Source organism: Streptomyces sp. NBC_01092 (assembly GCF_045039535.1).
Lineage (GTDB): Bacteria > Actinomycetota > Actinomycetes > Streptomycetales > Streptomycetaceae > Streptomyces.
The window spans coordinates 4254471-4268003 of sequence record NZ_CP108659.1 but is presented as its reverse complement, the minus strand read 5'-3'; the positions used below and the strand labels follow the sequence as shown (position 1 = coordinate 4268003).

The window sequence follows — 13533 nt, the reverse complement described above, 5'->3', positions numbered from 1 at the left end:
GGCGTCAGTTTGGACCTGGCGGTCTCAGGAGGACTTGGCGGTTGCGCGGCGGCGGCGTACGGCCAGGAGCAGGCCGCCGCCGAGGGCTGCCGCGGCGGCTGCGGCGCCGGCGATGAGCGGGGTCCCGTCGGAGCCGGTGCTCGCCAGGTTGCCGTCGACGGAGCCGGTGGTGGAGCCGCCCGTCGAGGAGCCGGCCGAGGCGGAGCCGGTGCCGCCCGTGGTCGTGGAGCCCGTGCTGCCGGTGCCGCCGGTGGACTGGCCCTCGGGGTCGTTGCCGTCGCCGCCCGTGGTGGAGCCGCCGTCCGTCGAGCCGCCGGAGGTGGCGGGGCCGGGCTCGTTGTCGGTGGGGATGGAGATCCGGATCTGGGCCTTGTCGTTGGCGGGGTTCTTGTCGAACTCCGGGTGGATGTCGTAGACGGAGGTCGCCTTCACCTCGCCCGTGGTGGTCTTCGCGTCGTCGTCGATCTCCAGCATGAAGGTGAAGGAGAGGGACTCGCCGACGTCGATGGTGTGGTCGGAGGGCCAGCAGACGTACTTGGACTTGCCCGGCGTACCGCCGGGGCCGGACGGTCCGTCGATGCCGAACGGCGCGCACTCCTCGGGCACTTCGGCGGCCACCGTGTCCTTCGGGATCTGCACCATGAGCGCCGTCTGGTCGTCGCTCTCCTGGTTCTGGATCCAGCCGGGGCCGTCGTTGCGGAGCTGCACCGTGATGGACTGCTTGCCGCCCGCGAGGGCCTCCGTGTCCTCGCCGACGGCGACGAGGTCGGCGGAGCTGTCCGCGGTCAGGGTCAGCCGCCGGTAGCTGTCGTCGAATCCCTCACCCGGGGTCTCGCCGGTGGCCGAGGTGCCGTACTCGACGGCCTCCATCAGCGCGTTGGGCAGCGCCTTGAACCGCACGGGCGTCTCGACGGAGGCGCCGGGTTCGACGACGGTGTCGAGCTCGCACAGCGCCTGCCTGACCTGGTTCTCGACGGTCGAGTAGGTGCAGCCCTGCACGTCCTCGGGGAAGTCGAGGCCCCGGGTCAGCCGGATCCGGAAGGTGACGCCGTCGGCCGCCGCGGTGCCGTTGTTGGTGATGACGACCTTCTCGTCGTACACCTCGCCGGGCTTGGGAGACGTACTCGGCAGATTCGAGATCACCAGGGAGGGTGCGCCCTCCTCGGCATACGCCGGAGAGGCGGCGACCGCGGGAACGGCCGCGGCGATCGCGGCGGCGGCCACGAAGGCCGCGGACGTGCGGAGGTGCGAGGGGCGGATGCGCTGGCGCACGGATGGGTCTCCTCGTCGAAACAGGAAGCACAGCGACCGGAGCTTTGCCGTCCAGTCATGTTCTGGACACCTGGAAGGTGTCGAGGGTTGTGCTCCTGTTTGAGGAGGGACAGGGGAGGGCGTGGGGACAAGGAGGAAAGACAGAGGCCGTGGCGGGAATCGAACCCGCGTAATTCGCTTTGCAGGCGAATCCCTGAACCACTCGGGCACACGGCCTTGATCGGTGGTTCGACCGTACGGGCGGGGCCGAGCGTGGCTCAAGGGAATCGCGCGCCCTGCAATGGGACTGCCATACGCCGTTCATGAAGCCCGTTCATGAAGCCCTGGTCGTACGACCAAGGTCCCATCGTGGGGCCGTCTCTCGACAGGGGTCAAAGTCGGTTGTGGCCCTTACGCTGGCGACCATGACTGTCCTCGAGCCGCGTGACGCCGACGTCGCGAAAAGATCCGATGTGCCCTCGGTCCCCGAGTCCGAGGAGACTGTGCTGAGCAGGTCGTATCGGGCGCTCAGTATCGGGATCGTCTCCGTCGTGCTGCTCATCGCCTTCGAGGCGACCGCCGTCGGGACGGCGATGCCGGTTGCCGCGCGGGAGCTGGACGGGGTGTCGCTGTACGCCTTCGCGTTCTCGGGGTACTTCACCACCAGCCTGTTCGGGATGGTGCTCGCCGGGCAGTGGTCGGACCGGCGGGGGCCGCTCGGCGCGCTCACGGCCGGGCATCGCCTCCTTCGGGGCCGGGCTGCTGCTGGCCGGGACCGCCGGGGCGATGTGGCTGTTCATTCTCGGGCGGGCCGTGCAGGGGCTCGGCGGCGGTCTGGTGATCGTCGCCCTGTACGTGGTCGTCGGGCGGGCCTACCCCGAGCGGCTGCGGCCGGCGATCATGGCGGCGTTCGCGGCGGGCTGGGTCGTGCCGTCGATCGTGGGGCCGCTGGCCTCCGGGGCGGTGACCGAGCATCTGGGCTGGCGGTGGGTGTTCGTCGGGATTCCGGTGCTCGTCGTGTTCCCGCTCGCGCTCGCGCTGCCGCAGATACGGCGGCGGGCGGGGGGACCGGTCGACGACTCCGCCCGTGTCGCTTCGTTCGACCGGCGTCGCATTCGGCTCGCGCTCGGTATCTCGCTCGGGGCGGGGTTGTTGCAGTACGCCGCGCAGGACCTGCGGTGGCTTTCGCTTGTTCCCGGTGTCGTCGGCGCCGCGCTTCTTGTGCCGGCTGTGCTGGGGCTGCTTCCGCGGGGGACGTATCGGGCGGTGCGTGGGCTGCCGTCCGTGGTGTTGTTGCGTGGGGTGGCCGCGGGGTCGTTCATCGCGGCCGAGTCGTTCGTGCCGTTGATGCTGGTCACCCAGCGGGGGCTGTCGCCGACGCTCGCCGGGTTCTCGCTCGCGGCGGGTGGGGTGACCTGGGCGTTGGGGTCGTGGCTGCAGTCGCGGCCGCGGGTGGAGCCGTATCGGGAACGGCTGATGACGCTGGGGATGGTGCTGGTGGCGGCATCCATCGCCGCCGCGCCGAGTGTGCTGGTCGACTCCGTGCCGGTGTGGAGCCTTGCCGTGGCGTGGGGGTTCGGGTGCTTCGGGATGGGGCTGGTGATCTCGTCCACCAGCGTGCTGCTGCTCCATCTCTCCGCTCCGGAGGAGGCCGGGACCAACTCCGCGGCCCTTCAGATCTCCGACGCGTTGTCGAACGTGATCCTGTTGGCGGTGGGTGGTGCGGCGTTCGCTGCGCTGGGTGGGGGGTCGGTGAGTCATACGGCGATGGAGGCGTCCGGTTCGCATCCGGTGGCGTTCGCGGTGGTGTTCCTGCCGATGGCGGGGGTGGCGTTGGTGGGGGCCTGGGTGACGACGCGGTTGCGGGAGCGGTGAGTTGTGGGGGGCGGTGGGTCTTCTTCGCCCCCGCCGCCCCTACCCTTCCCGTCCCCGGGGGCTGCCGCCCCCGGACCCCCGCTTCGGCCCTGAACGGGCCTCGTCCTCAAACGCCGGACGGGCTAAAAGCATCCACGACGCGACGTACACGCTGGTCATCGACGTGGCCTCCGCGGAGATGCAGACGCCGGGGTGATCGCGCCGCCGCTGCCGCCGTTGTGACGTCAGTCGCACCCGCCCCCGACCCGGCCTGGTCCGCACATCGGTACCGCCGGGGCGCCGGTAGGGTGGCCCGGTTGTCATACGTGCCGAGCCGCCCGACCCCTCTTCCGGAGACCGTGACTACCACCGCCGCCAGCTCCAGTTCTGCCTCCCACTCCCACCACCTGTCACCCGCCTTTCCCGGCCGTGCCCCCTGGGGTACCGCCAGCAAGCTGCGTGCCTGGCAGCAGGGCGCGATGGAGAAGTACGTCCAGGAGCAGCCGCGTGACTTCCTCGCGGTCGCCACGCCCGGCGCCGGTAAGACGACCTTCGCTCTGACCCTCGCCTCCTGGCTGCTGCACCACCATGTCGTGCAGCAGGTCACCGTGGTCGCGCCGACCGAGCATCTGAAGAAGCAGTGGGCGGAGGCGGCCGCGCGCATAGGCATCAAGCTCGACCCCGAGTACAGCGCCGGCCCGCTCGGCAAGGACTACCAGGGCGTCGCCGTGACCTACGCCGGTGTCGGCGTACGGCCCATGCTGCACCGGAACCGGGTCGAGCAGCGCAAGACGCTCGTCATCCTCGACGAGATCCACCACGCCGGTGACTCCAAGTCCTGGGGCGAGGCCTGCCTGGAGGCCTTCGAGCCCGCCACGCGCCGGCTCGCGCTCACCGGTACGCCGTTCCGGTCCGACACCAACCCCATCCCCTTCGTGACGTACGAGGAGGGGAACGACGGAATCCGGCGGTCGGCCGCCGACTACACGTACGGCTACGGCAACGCCCTTGCCGACCATGTGGTGAGGCCGGTCATCTTCCTCTCCTACAGCGGCAACATGCGCTGGCGCACCAAGGCGGGCGACGAGATCGCCGCGCGGCTCGGCGAACCCATGACCAAGGACGCCGTCAGCCAGGCCTGGCGTACGGCGCTGGATCCGCGCGGCGAGTGGATGCCGAGTGTGCTGCGCGCCGCCGACCAGCGGCTGACCGAGGTCAGGAAGGCCATCCCGGACGCCGGCGCGCTCGTCATCGCCTCCGACCAGGACTCCGCCCGCGCGTACGCCAAGCTGATCCGTGAGATCACCGGCAACAAGGCGACGCTCGTGCTGTCCGACGACGCCGGGGCGTCCAACCGGATCGACGACTTCAGCGGCAACAACGACCGGTGGATGGTCGCCGTACGAATGGTGTCCGAGGGCGTCGACGTGCCGCGCCTCGCCGTCGGCGTGTACGCCACCACCATCTCGACCCCGCTCTTCTTCGCGCAGGCCGTCGGCCGTTTCGTACGGTCCCGGCGGCGCGGCGAGACCGCCTCCGTCTTCCTGCCGACCGTCCCCGACCTCCTCACCTTCGCCAACGAGATGGAGGTCGAGCGCGACCACGCCCTCGACAAGCCGAAGAAGGAGGGCGAGGAGGACCCGTACGCCGAATCCGAGAAGGAGATGGAGGAGGCGAACAAGGAGCAGGACGAGGACACCGGCGAGCAGGAGCAGTTCTCCTTCGAGGCGCTGGAGTCCGAGGCCGTCTTCGACCGGGTCCTCTACGACGGCGCCGAGTTCGGCATGCAGGCCCACCCGGGAAGCGAGGAGGAGCAGGACTACCTCGGGATTCCGGGGCTGCTCGAACCCGATCAGGTGCAGATGCTTCTGCAGAAGCGCCAGGCCCGGCAGATAGCGCACAGCCGTAAGAAGCCGGACAGCGAGGCCGACCTGCTGGAGCTGCCGGCCGAGCGGCGGCCCGTCGTCTCGCACAAAGAGATGATGGAGTTGCGCAAGCAGCTCAACACGATGGTGAGTGCCTACGTCCATCAGAGCGGCAAGCCCCATGGCGTCATCCACACCGAGCTGCGGCGGGTGTGCGGCGGGCCGCCGAGCGCCGAGGCCACGGCGGGGCAGCTGCGGCAGCGGATCGCCAAGGTGCAGGAGTGGGCCACCCGTATGCGGTGACGCCGGGCGTGCGATTCCCTGCGCTCCTGAAGGGGCGCCGCGTGCGCCGTATATCGGGACGAAAGGGCGTGGTCCGTACCGGCCACTGCCCGGATTCTGGACGGAGCCTTCCGCTCAGCGAACCGCCTTCGCTAATGTCCCGCTACGCACACGCCCCGTGGCAGCGCCGCCGCGGAGCGCAGCCGTGAAGCGACGCGGTCCGGAATGCCGGACCGCAGGCCGATCGGCGGCCTCTGAAGCGCGTCACTGACGGGACTCGGTGACGCATTCGCCGCGAGGGGGCCCGCCGACCTCACCACTTAAGGAGTGGGCGTCGTGACCGCGGAGACCTCTCAGACGCTCGACCGGGGACTGCGTGTCCTCAAACTGCTGGCCGATACGGACCACGGGCTGACCGTCACCGAGCTATCCAACAAACTGGGCGTGAACCGGACCGTTGTGTACCGGCTGCTCGCCACGCTGGAACAACACGCCCTCGTACGCCGTGACCTGGGCGGCCGCGCCCGGGTCGGGCTCGGGGTGCTGCGCCTGGGCCGCCAGGTGCACCCCCTCGTACGCGAGGCCGCGCTGCCGGCGCTGCGCTCGCTCGCCGAGGACATCGGGGCGACGGCCCATCTGACGCTGGTGGACGGCACGGAAGCGCTCGCCGTCGCCGTGGTCGAGCCGACCTGGACCGACTACCACGTGGCCTACCGGGCCGGTTTCCGGCATCCGCTGGACCGCGGTGCCGCGGGCCGGGCGATACTCTCCGCCCGGCTCCAGCCCATGGAGGAGCCGGGTTACACCCTCACCCACGGCGAACTGGAGGCGGGAGCGAGCGGGGCGGCCGCGCCGCTGCTCGGGGTGACCGGCGTCGAGGGCAGCGTGGGTGTGGTGATGCTGGCCGACTCGGTGCCGGAGCGGGTGGGACCGCGCGTCGTGGACGCGGCGAAGGAGGTCGCCGAAGCGTTGCGCTGACCGGTGCGGGGCGGCTCGGCGGTGGCCGGTCGGTGCCGACGGTGCGTAGGCGCTCTAGGCAGGGCTCGTGCCACCTCCGACACTCGACCCATGACCTCACTCAGCATCCGCACGGTCCATGACGTCGCCGGGTTCGCCGCGGTCGCCGACTACTTCAGCGACGTATGGCAGACGCCCCGTACCGCGCCGCCCTTACTGCCCGAGACGCTGCACAGCATCGCCCACGCGGGCGGGGCCGTGCACGCCGCGTACGACGGGGAACGGCTCGCCGGTGCCTGCGTGGCCGTGTTCGGGCCGCCGGTGTCCAGAGAGGTGTACTCCCTGCTGACCGCGTCCGAGCGGGGGCTCGGGGTGCGGATCAAGGAGGCGCAGCGGGAGTGGGCGGTGGAGCTCGGCGCGCGCACCATGCGCTGGACGTTCGATCCGCTGGTCGGGCGCAACGCCCGCTTCAACTTCGTCAAGCTCGGCGCCGAGGGCACCGAGTACCTCGTCGACTTCTACGGCCCCATGGCGGACGGCGTGAACGACGGCGACGAGACCGACCGGCTGGCGGTGACCTGGGACCTGATCGAGCCGGGGCGCCGGCAAGGCGCCCCCGGACCCGGTGAGCGCGAGGCCGCGCCCACCACCCACGCGGCCCCCGACGGCGGCCCCCTCGCCCGCCGCGACCTGTCCGACCGGTACGTCTGGTGCCGGGTGCCGGACGACATCGTGGCGCTGCGGGCCGCCGATCCCCAGCTGGCGTTGCGCTGGCGGCGGGCCGTTCGGGACGTCTTCACGAAGGCCTTCGCGGACGGCTTCGTCGCGACGGGTATGTCTCGGGACGGCTGGTACACGCTCACCCGCCGGGAGGCCACTTCGTGAAACTCGAACGCGTCGAGATCGTCCATGTCGCGATTCCGCTGGTCAGCCCCTTCCGTACGTCCTTCGGCACGATGACGACGAAGGACACCTTCCTGCTGCACGTCGTCACCGACACCGCCGAGGGCTGGTCGGAGTTCGCGGCCGACCCGGAGCCGCTGTACTGCTCGGAGTTCGTGGCCGGCGCGGAGATCGTGCTGCGCGACTTCCTGCTGCCGCGCGCCGCCGCGCTGCCCGTGCTCGATACGGCCCACCTCGCGCCCGTGACGGCGAAGATCAAGGGACACGAGCTGGCGAAGGCGGCGCTGGAGACCGCGGTGCTCGACGCGGAGCTGCGGTCGTACGGGATGCCGTTGGCCACGTATCTCGGGGCGGTGCGGGAGCGGGTGCCGGCCGGGGTGTCGGTCGGGATCCAGCGGACGATCCCCGAGCTGCTGGACGCCGTCGAGGGCTATCTCGCCGAGGGCTACGTCCGGATCAAGCTGAAGATCGAACCCGGCTGGGACCTGGAGCCGGTACGGGCGGTGCGTGACCGTTTCGGGGCCGGGCTGCCGCTCCAGGTGGACGCCAACACGGCGTACACGCTCGCGGACGCCGAGCACCTGCGGCGGCTGGACGAGTACGGGCTGCTGCTGATCGAGGAGCCGCTGGACGAGAACAACCTCCACGCCCACGCCCGCCTCCAGCAGCGCATCGCGACCCCCGTCTGCCTGGACGAGTCCCTGCACAACGCCCGCGACACCGCGTCCGCCATCGCGATGGACGCCTGCCGGGTCGTGAACGTCAAGCCCGCGCGGGTCGGGGGATACCTGGAGGCGCGGCGGGTGCACGACGTGGCGCACGCGCATGGGGTGCCGGTGTGGTGCGGCGGCATGCTGGAGACGGGAATCGGCCGCGCGCCGAACCTGGCACTGGCCGCCCTGCCCGGCTTCACGCTGCCCGGGGACACCTCCGCCTCCAGCCGCTACTTCGCCGAGGACCTCACGGAGCCGTTCGTGCTGGTGGACGGCCATCTGCCGGTGCCGCGAACGCCGGGCATCGGGGTGCGACCGCTGCCGGAGGCGCTGCGCCGCTTCACACGGGCGCGGCGAGACCTGTACGTGACCTGAGTGGGGGAACCTGGGCAGCTCCGACCTGCGCCGGGCCGGAACTCGCCGCCACGTTAGATTGATCCCGTGTTCTCTCGTCTCACGCGCCCCCGGGCCGTCGCCCTCTGCGCCCTGCCGGTCGTGGCCCTGCTCGCCACGGCTGCCTTCGCGCCGCTGCCGTTCTCGCTGACGCAGCCCGGCCTGACGGCTGACGTGCTGGGTGAGAACAGGGGGGAACCGGTGATCACGATCTCCGGTGCGCCGACCCGGGACACGAGCGGCGAGCTGCGCATGACGACGATCGAGGCGACCTCGCCCGACACGGACGTCTCGCTCGGCGACGTGATCGGCGCGTGGTTCCGCACGGACGAGGCGGTCATGCCGCGCGACTCGGTCTATCCGAGCGGGCGCAGCACGCAGGAGATCGAGCAGTACAACACCGAGCAGATGAAGGAGTCCCAGGACGCCGCGACCCAGGCCGCGCTGAACTACCTCGACCTGAACGACAAGGACATCAAGGTCACCCTGAAACTCGCGGACGTGGGCGGCCCCAGCGCCGGCCTCCTCTTCTCCCTCGGCATCATCGACAAGCTGGGCGGCGACGGCGATCTCACCGGCGGCCGCACCATCGCCGGCACCGGCACGATCGACCCGGCCGGCAAGGTCGGCGCGGTGGGTGGCGTCTCCCTGAAGACCCAGGCGGCCAAACGCGACGGCGCGACGATCTTCCTGGTCCCGAAGGAGGAGTGCGGCGACGCGAAGGCGGAACTGCCGAAGGGGCTGCGACTGGTCCCGGTGACCACGCTGAAGGGCGCCGTGGGAGCACTGGAGTCACTGGAGTCGGGCAAGGGTTCTGTGCCGAGCTGCTAGTGCGCGAGCGCCGGCGGCCGGGGGGTGGCGAGGCGCAGGCCGAGTTCTACGAGGGTCCAGCCGAGTCGGCTGCGGATGTCGTACGGCTGCCTGGTCCGGGCCGCGAGCCGATGGGCTGCGGCCTGGGCGTGGAGTTCGGCGGCGCGGATGCGGTGTAAGGCGCGGTGGGTCTCCGGGTCGATCACTGGGGTCTCTTTCGGTCCGTGGCGATGGGGAAGACGTGCGTGTGGAAGCGGACGTACTCCGCTTCTGGCGCGTTCTCGGGGACATCGAGGTCGTCGTACTTGCCGATCAACTCATGGACTTTCGCGATGAGTTCGCGGGCGAGCTCGGGCGTCAGGCGTAGTTCCCAGTCGCTCAGGTCCATCGCGTGGTTCTCCCACCACGCGGGCCCCCAGGTGTCGCGGGTGGCCACCCACGTCGTCACGTCGCGGGTGTGCTGGGAGATCATCTCGTGCAGAAGCATGTCGGCCGCACCGCGCACCGTCGGATCCGAGGATTGATGCAAGTCCTCCTGTACCGAGATGCCTTGCTCGACCGCCTTCCACCACCGCTCCCGCCCCTTTCCGCGCTCCGGATCGTCCTCGACGAACCCGTGCGCGGCGAGCTGTCGCAGGTGATAACTGGTGGCGCCGCTCGACTGGCCCAAGCGCTCGGCGAGCATCAACGCGGTCGCCGCCCCGTGCCGTCCCTTTGCAAGGAGTTCTTTGGAACCCGCTACTTCACGAACCCCTCCTCCTTCATCCAGTCCAACGCCACCTGATGCGGATCCTCCCCGTCCACATCCACCTTCGCGTTCAGGTCCTGGGCGACCGTGTTGTTCAGCTTCTTGGTGATCGGGTCGAGGATCTCCGGGATCGCCGGCCACTTCTTCAGGGTCTTGGTGTTGATCACCGGGGCGGCGTTGTAGTTGGGGAAGAAGTGCTTGTCGTCGTCCATCACCACGAGGTTCATGGACTTGATGCGGCCGTCCGTCGTGAAGACCTCGCCGTAGGTGCAACTCCCCTTCGCCACCTGCGTGTAGATGATCCCGGTGTCCATCTGGGTGATGTCCTTCGTCGGCACGTTCATGCCGTACGCCTTCTGCATTCCCGGCAGCCCGTCCGCCCGGTTCGCGAACTCGACCTCCACGCACAGCGTCACCGCGGCGGGGTCGGACTTCGACAGCGCGGCGACCTCGGAGAGGTCGTTCGTCCGGTACTTCTTGTGGTTCTCCTGGTTCATCGCCAGGGCGTACGTGTTGTCCAGCGCGGACGGCGCCAGCCAGGTCAGCCCGTGGTGCGCGTCCTCCTTCCGCACGGCCTCCCACTGCTCCTGAGGGTCGACGACGGGATCGCTGTGCCCCAGGTAGGTGATCCAGGCCGTGCCCGTGTACTCGTACGCGGCATCCGCGTCCCCCTTCACGACCGCCTCGCGGCTGCCGATGGACCCCTGGATCCCGGTGCGGTCGAGCACGTCCGCGCCGGCCGCCTGGAAGGCGATGCCCATGATCGCGCCGAGGATGAGCTGCTCGGTGAACGACTTCGACGTCACCGTCAGTTCGGCGCCCTTCAGCGGCTCGCCCCGTCCGATCGTTCCGGGCCGTACGTCGTCGACCATCGGGGAGCCGCTGGTCAGGCCGCATCCGGAGGCCGCCACCAGCAACCCCGCCGCGAGCAGGACCGTGCGCCGCCTCATACGTCCAACCCCCGCGGCCGCAGCAGCAGTTCGGCCAGTGACGCCAGCCAGTCCACCAGCAGGGCCAGGGCGACCGTGAGGATCGAGCCCAGGACCAGTACCGGCATGCGCTGGTTGGTGATGCCGGCCGTGATCAGCACACCCAGGCCGCCACCCCCGCCGAAGACCGCGAGCGTCGCCGTACCGACGTTCAGGACCAGGGCCGTGCGCACACCCGCCAGGATCAGCGGGACCGCCAGCGGCAGTTCGACCCGGGTCAGCACGCCCGTCTGGGACATGCCGATGCCGCGGGCCGCCTCCAGCAGCGTCGGGTCGTTCGCCTTGAGCCCGGCGATCGTGTTGGACAGCACGGGCAGGGCGGCGTACGCGATCATGCCGATCAGGGCGGCCCTGCGGCCGATGCCCAGCCAGATCACCAGCAGGGCGAGCAGACCGATCGCCGGGGTCGCCTGGCCCATGTTGGCGATCGCCATGACCACCGGGGTGGCCTTCCGGAACGCCCGCCGGGTCAGCAGGATGCCCACCGGGATCGCGATGATCAGCACGAAGAAGGTGGAGATCGCCGTGAGTTCGATCTGCTCCTGAAGGGCTGTGGAGACCTGCCCGTGAGCCAGCGCGTTCTCGGAGATCGCGTCCAGGTCCGCCTGCTGGAACCACAGCCAGGTCGCCAGCAGCATCACCACCAGCAGGGCCGGTACGACGGTCAGCTGCTGCCAGCTCACCTTCCGGGCTGGAGGCTTGTGCGCGGCGGGGGAGGGGGAGGGGGCGGCGGAAGCCGTGGTCTCCCCGGTGGCCTCCTCCGCGGCCTCCGCGGCGCCCGAAGTCCCGGATTCCGCCCGCCCCCCGGTCCCGGACGTCTCCTGAACCCCTGACGGCCGGGGAGCCTCCGGAGTGCTCACGCCTTCCTCTCCACTCCTGGGCCCTCCTGCTCGGCGTGCGTCCGCTCCGCCCGCGCCCCCTCCAGCTCGTGCTGTGCCTCCAGCGCCTCCAGCCGGTCGGCCTCCAGCAGCTCGTGCACGGAGTTCATCAGCGTCTCCATGTCGACGACACCCGTGTACTCACCGCGCCGCCCGGTCACCACCGCCCGCCCCGCGTTGTCGGTGAGGACCGCCTCCAGGGCGTCCCGCAGGGTGGCGTCCCGCGTCACCGTGTCGTGCACCAGCGTCCCGGCCCGTGCCAGCGAACCCCTGGCCCGCATCAGATCGCCGCGCCGCAGCCACTTGTAGGGCCGGCCCCGCTTGTCGAGCAGAAGGATCTCGTTCGTACCGCTGGACCGGAGCCGGTTGAAGATCTCCTGGAGCGGGTCGTCGACGGTCACCGTCGGATAGTCGGTGATCTCCACATCCCGTACGCGGGACAGGTTCAGCCGCTTCAGCGCCGCCCCGGCACCCACGAACCCGGACACGAAGTCGTCCGCCGGGTTGGTGAGGATCGCCTCCGGGGTGTCGAACTGGGCGATGTGCGAGCGCTCGCGCAGGACGGCGATGCGGTCACCGAGCTTGATGGCCTCGTCGAAGTCATGGGTGACGAAGACGATCGTCTTGTGCAGCTCGTGCTGGAGCCTGATCAGCTCGTCCTGGAGATGATCGCGGGTGATCGGGTCGACCGCGCCGAACGGCTCGTCCATCAGCAGGACGGGGGGATCGGCCGCCAACGCCCTTGCCACGCCGACGCGTTGCTGCTGTCCGCCGGACAGCTGGCGCGGGTACCGGCTGCGGAACTCCCCGGGGTCCAGCCCGACGAGGTCCAGCAGCTCCTCGACCCGGGACGCGATCCGAGCCTTGGACCAGCCGATCATCTTCGGTACGAGCGCGATGTTCTGCGCGACCGTCATGTGCGGGAACAGGCCCGCGGACTGGATCGCGTAGCCGACCTTGCGGCGCAGCTTCACCGGGTCGATGTCGGTGACGTCCTCGCCCCCGATGCGGATGCGGCCGCCGGTCGGTTCGATCAACCGGTTGATCATCTTCAGCGTCGTCGACTTCCCGCAGCCGGAGGGGCCGACGAGGATGACGACCTCGCCCGCCTTGATCTCCATGTTCACGTTGTCCACGGCCGGCTGCGGATTGCCCGGATACTGCTTCGACAGGTTCTCCAGCTCGATGGAGGCACCGTGGTGGTCGTCGTGACCGCTGCTCTCAGGCACGGATCCCCCTGGAGATCGTCAGCCGCCCGATCAGGACGTACGCGGCGTCGAACAGCAGCGCCAGGATGATGATCCCGACCGTGCCCGCGAGCACCTGGTTGAGCGCGTTCGCGCTGCCCAGCGAGGCGAGACCACGGAAGATCACATTGCCGAGGCCGGGGCCCGAGGCGTACGCCGCGATGGCCGCGATGCCCATCAGCATCTGCGTGGCGACCCGGATCCCGGTCAGGATCGGCGGCCAGGCCAGCGGCAGCTCCACCTTCAGCAGCCGGATGAGCCGGGACATCCCGATGCCCTTGGCCGCGTCCACCAGGGACGGGTCGACACCGCGCAGCCCGACGATCGAGTTGCGCACGATCGGCAGCAGCCCGTACAGCGTCAGCGCGATCACCGTGGGCGCCACGCCCAGCCCCACGATCGGGATGAGCAGACCGATCATGGCCAGCGACGGAACGGTCAGGATGCCCGAGGTGGTCAGCGTGGCGAAGTTGCCGGCCCACTCGCTGCGATACGTGGCCACCCCGATCAGCACCCCGATCACCGTCGCCACGACCATGCACTGCAGGACGGCGCTGGCGTGCTGGAAGGCGTCGGTGAGCAGCTGCTGGTGGCGGTTGCCCAGGTACTCCCAGAAGCTCACAGGACTCACCCCACCGGGTCG

12 protein-coding genes, 1 tRNA gene and 1 pseudogene are annotated in these 13533 nt (G+C 70.2%); 6 read left to right on the top strand and 8 right to left on the bottom strand.

What is annotated here, in order from left to right:
* Positions 1 to 24: 24 nt before the first annotated feature.
* Both OG254_RS19250 and OG254_RS19245 read right to left on the bottom strand, forming a co-directional pair.
* A complete protein-coding gene (locus tag OG254_RS19250) occupies positions 25 to 1272 on the bottom strand; it encodes an LPXTG cell wall anchor domain-containing protein (protein WP_405583345.1) in 1248 nt (415 codons plus the stop codon).
* 144 nt (positions 1273 to 1416) lie between these two features.
* Positions 1417 to 1488: transfer RNA gene (locus tag OG254_RS19245), tRNA-Cys, on the bottom strand.
* 188 nt (positions 1489 to 1676) lie between these two features.
* Here OG254_RS19245 and OG254_RS19240 point away from each other — a divergent pair.
* The 6 genes and pseudogenes from OG254_RS19240 to OG254_RS19215 all read left to right on the top strand — a co-directional run bounded on the left by OG254_RS19240 (position 1677) and on the right by OG254_RS19215 (position 9049).
* A pseudogene (locus OG254_RS19240) lies at positions 1677 to 3126 on the top strand (MFS transporter).
* 338 nt (positions 3127 to 3464) lie between these two features.
* A complete protein-coding gene (locus tag OG254_RS19235; protein WP_351190162.1) occupies positions 3465 to 5273 on the top strand; it encodes a DEAD/DEAH box helicase in 1809 nt (602 codons plus the stop codon).
* A gap of 315 nt (positions 5274 to 5588) precedes the next feature.
* On the top strand, positions 5589 to 6230 hold the full coding sequence (locus OG254_RS19230; RefSeq protein WP_147999569.1) for an IclR family transcriptional regulator: 642 nt from the start codon (positions 5589 to 5591) through the stop codon (positions 6228 to 6230).
* A gap of 90 nt (positions 6231 to 6320) precedes the next feature.
* Positions 6321 to 7094 (top strand): chorismate synthase, encoded by a 774-nt coding sequence (locus tag OG254_RS19225; protein ID WP_405583343.1) that lies wholly within the window; start codon positions 6321 to 6323, stop codon positions 7092 to 7094.
* Positions 7091 to 8200: an o-succinylbenzoate synthase gene (menC, locus tag OG254_RS19220; protein ID WP_405583341.1), complete on the top strand. Its 1110-nt coding sequence runs from the start codon at positions 7091 to 7093 to the stop codon at positions 8198 to 8200. Before OG254_RS19225 ends, menC begins: the two co-directional genes overlap by 4 nt.
* A gap of 66 nt (positions 8201 to 8266) precedes the next feature.
* Positions 8267 to 9049, top strand: coding sequence for a S16 family serine protease (locus OG254_RS19215; protein ID WP_405583339.1), 783 nt, complete (start codon positions 8267 to 8269; stop codon positions 9047 to 9049).
* Here OG254_RS19215 and OG254_RS19210 read toward each other — a convergent pair.
* The 6 genes from OG254_RS19210 to OG254_RS19185 are packed head-to-tail and all read right to left on the bottom strand — an operon-like array spanning position 9046 to position 13512.
* A complete protein-coding gene (locus OG254_RS19210) occupies positions 9046 to 9231 on the bottom strand; it encodes a hypothetical protein (RefSeq protein WP_405595072.1) in 186 nt (61 codons plus the stop codon). The genes OG254_RS19215 and OG254_RS19210 overlap by 4 nt on opposite strands.
* Positions 9231 to 9713, bottom strand: coding sequence for a transcriptional regulator (locus OG254_RS19205; protein WP_405583337.1), 483 nt, complete (start codon positions 9711 to 9713; stop codon positions 9231 to 9233). The genes OG254_RS19210 and OG254_RS19205 overlap by 1 nt, the downstream gene beginning before the upstream one ends.
* 53 nt (positions 9714 to 9766) lie before the next feature.
* Positions 9767 to 10726: a glycine betaine ABC transporter substrate-binding protein gene (locus tag OG254_RS19200; RefSeq protein ID WP_405583335.1), complete on the bottom strand. Its 960-nt coding sequence runs from the start codon at positions 10724 to 10726 to the stop codon at positions 9767 to 9769.
* Complete coding sequence (locus OG254_RS19195; protein WP_405583333.1) at positions 10723 to 11625, bottom strand: ABC transporter permease; 903 nt, start codon at positions 11623 to 11625, stop codon at positions 10723 to 10725. Before OG254_RS19195 ends, OG254_RS19200 begins: the two co-directional genes overlap by 4 nt.
* Positions 11622 to 12872, bottom strand: a complete 1251-nt coding sequence (locus OG254_RS19190) for a betaine/proline/choline family ABC transporter ATP-binding protein (protein WP_405583331.1) — start codon at positions 12870 to 12872, stop codon at positions 11622 to 11624. The genes OG254_RS19195 and OG254_RS19190 overlap by 4 nt, the downstream gene beginning before the upstream one ends.
* Positions 12865 to 13512, bottom strand: coding sequence for an ABC transporter permease (locus tag OG254_RS19185; protein WP_351190136.1), 648 nt, complete (start codon positions 13510 to 13512; stop codon positions 12865 to 12867). Before OG254_RS19185 ends, OG254_RS19190 begins: the two co-directional genes overlap by 8 nt.
* Positions 13513 to 13533 lie beyond the last annotated feature (21 nt).

Bases quoted from the DNA above. Each gene is read 5' to 3' on its own strand.
- OG254_RS19205 (WP_405583337.1), bottom strand. From the start codon at position 9,713: ATGCTCGCCGAGCGCTTGGGCCAGTCGAGCGGCGCCACCAGTTATCAC.
- OG254_RS19200 (WP_405583335.1), bottom strand. From the start codon at position 10,726: ATGAGGCGGCGCACGGTCCTGCTCGCGGCGGGGTTGCTGGTGGCGGCC.
- OG254_RS19225 (WP_405583343.1), top strand. From the start codon at position 6,321: ATGACCTCACTCAGCATCCGCACGGTCCATGACGTCGCCGGGTTCGCC.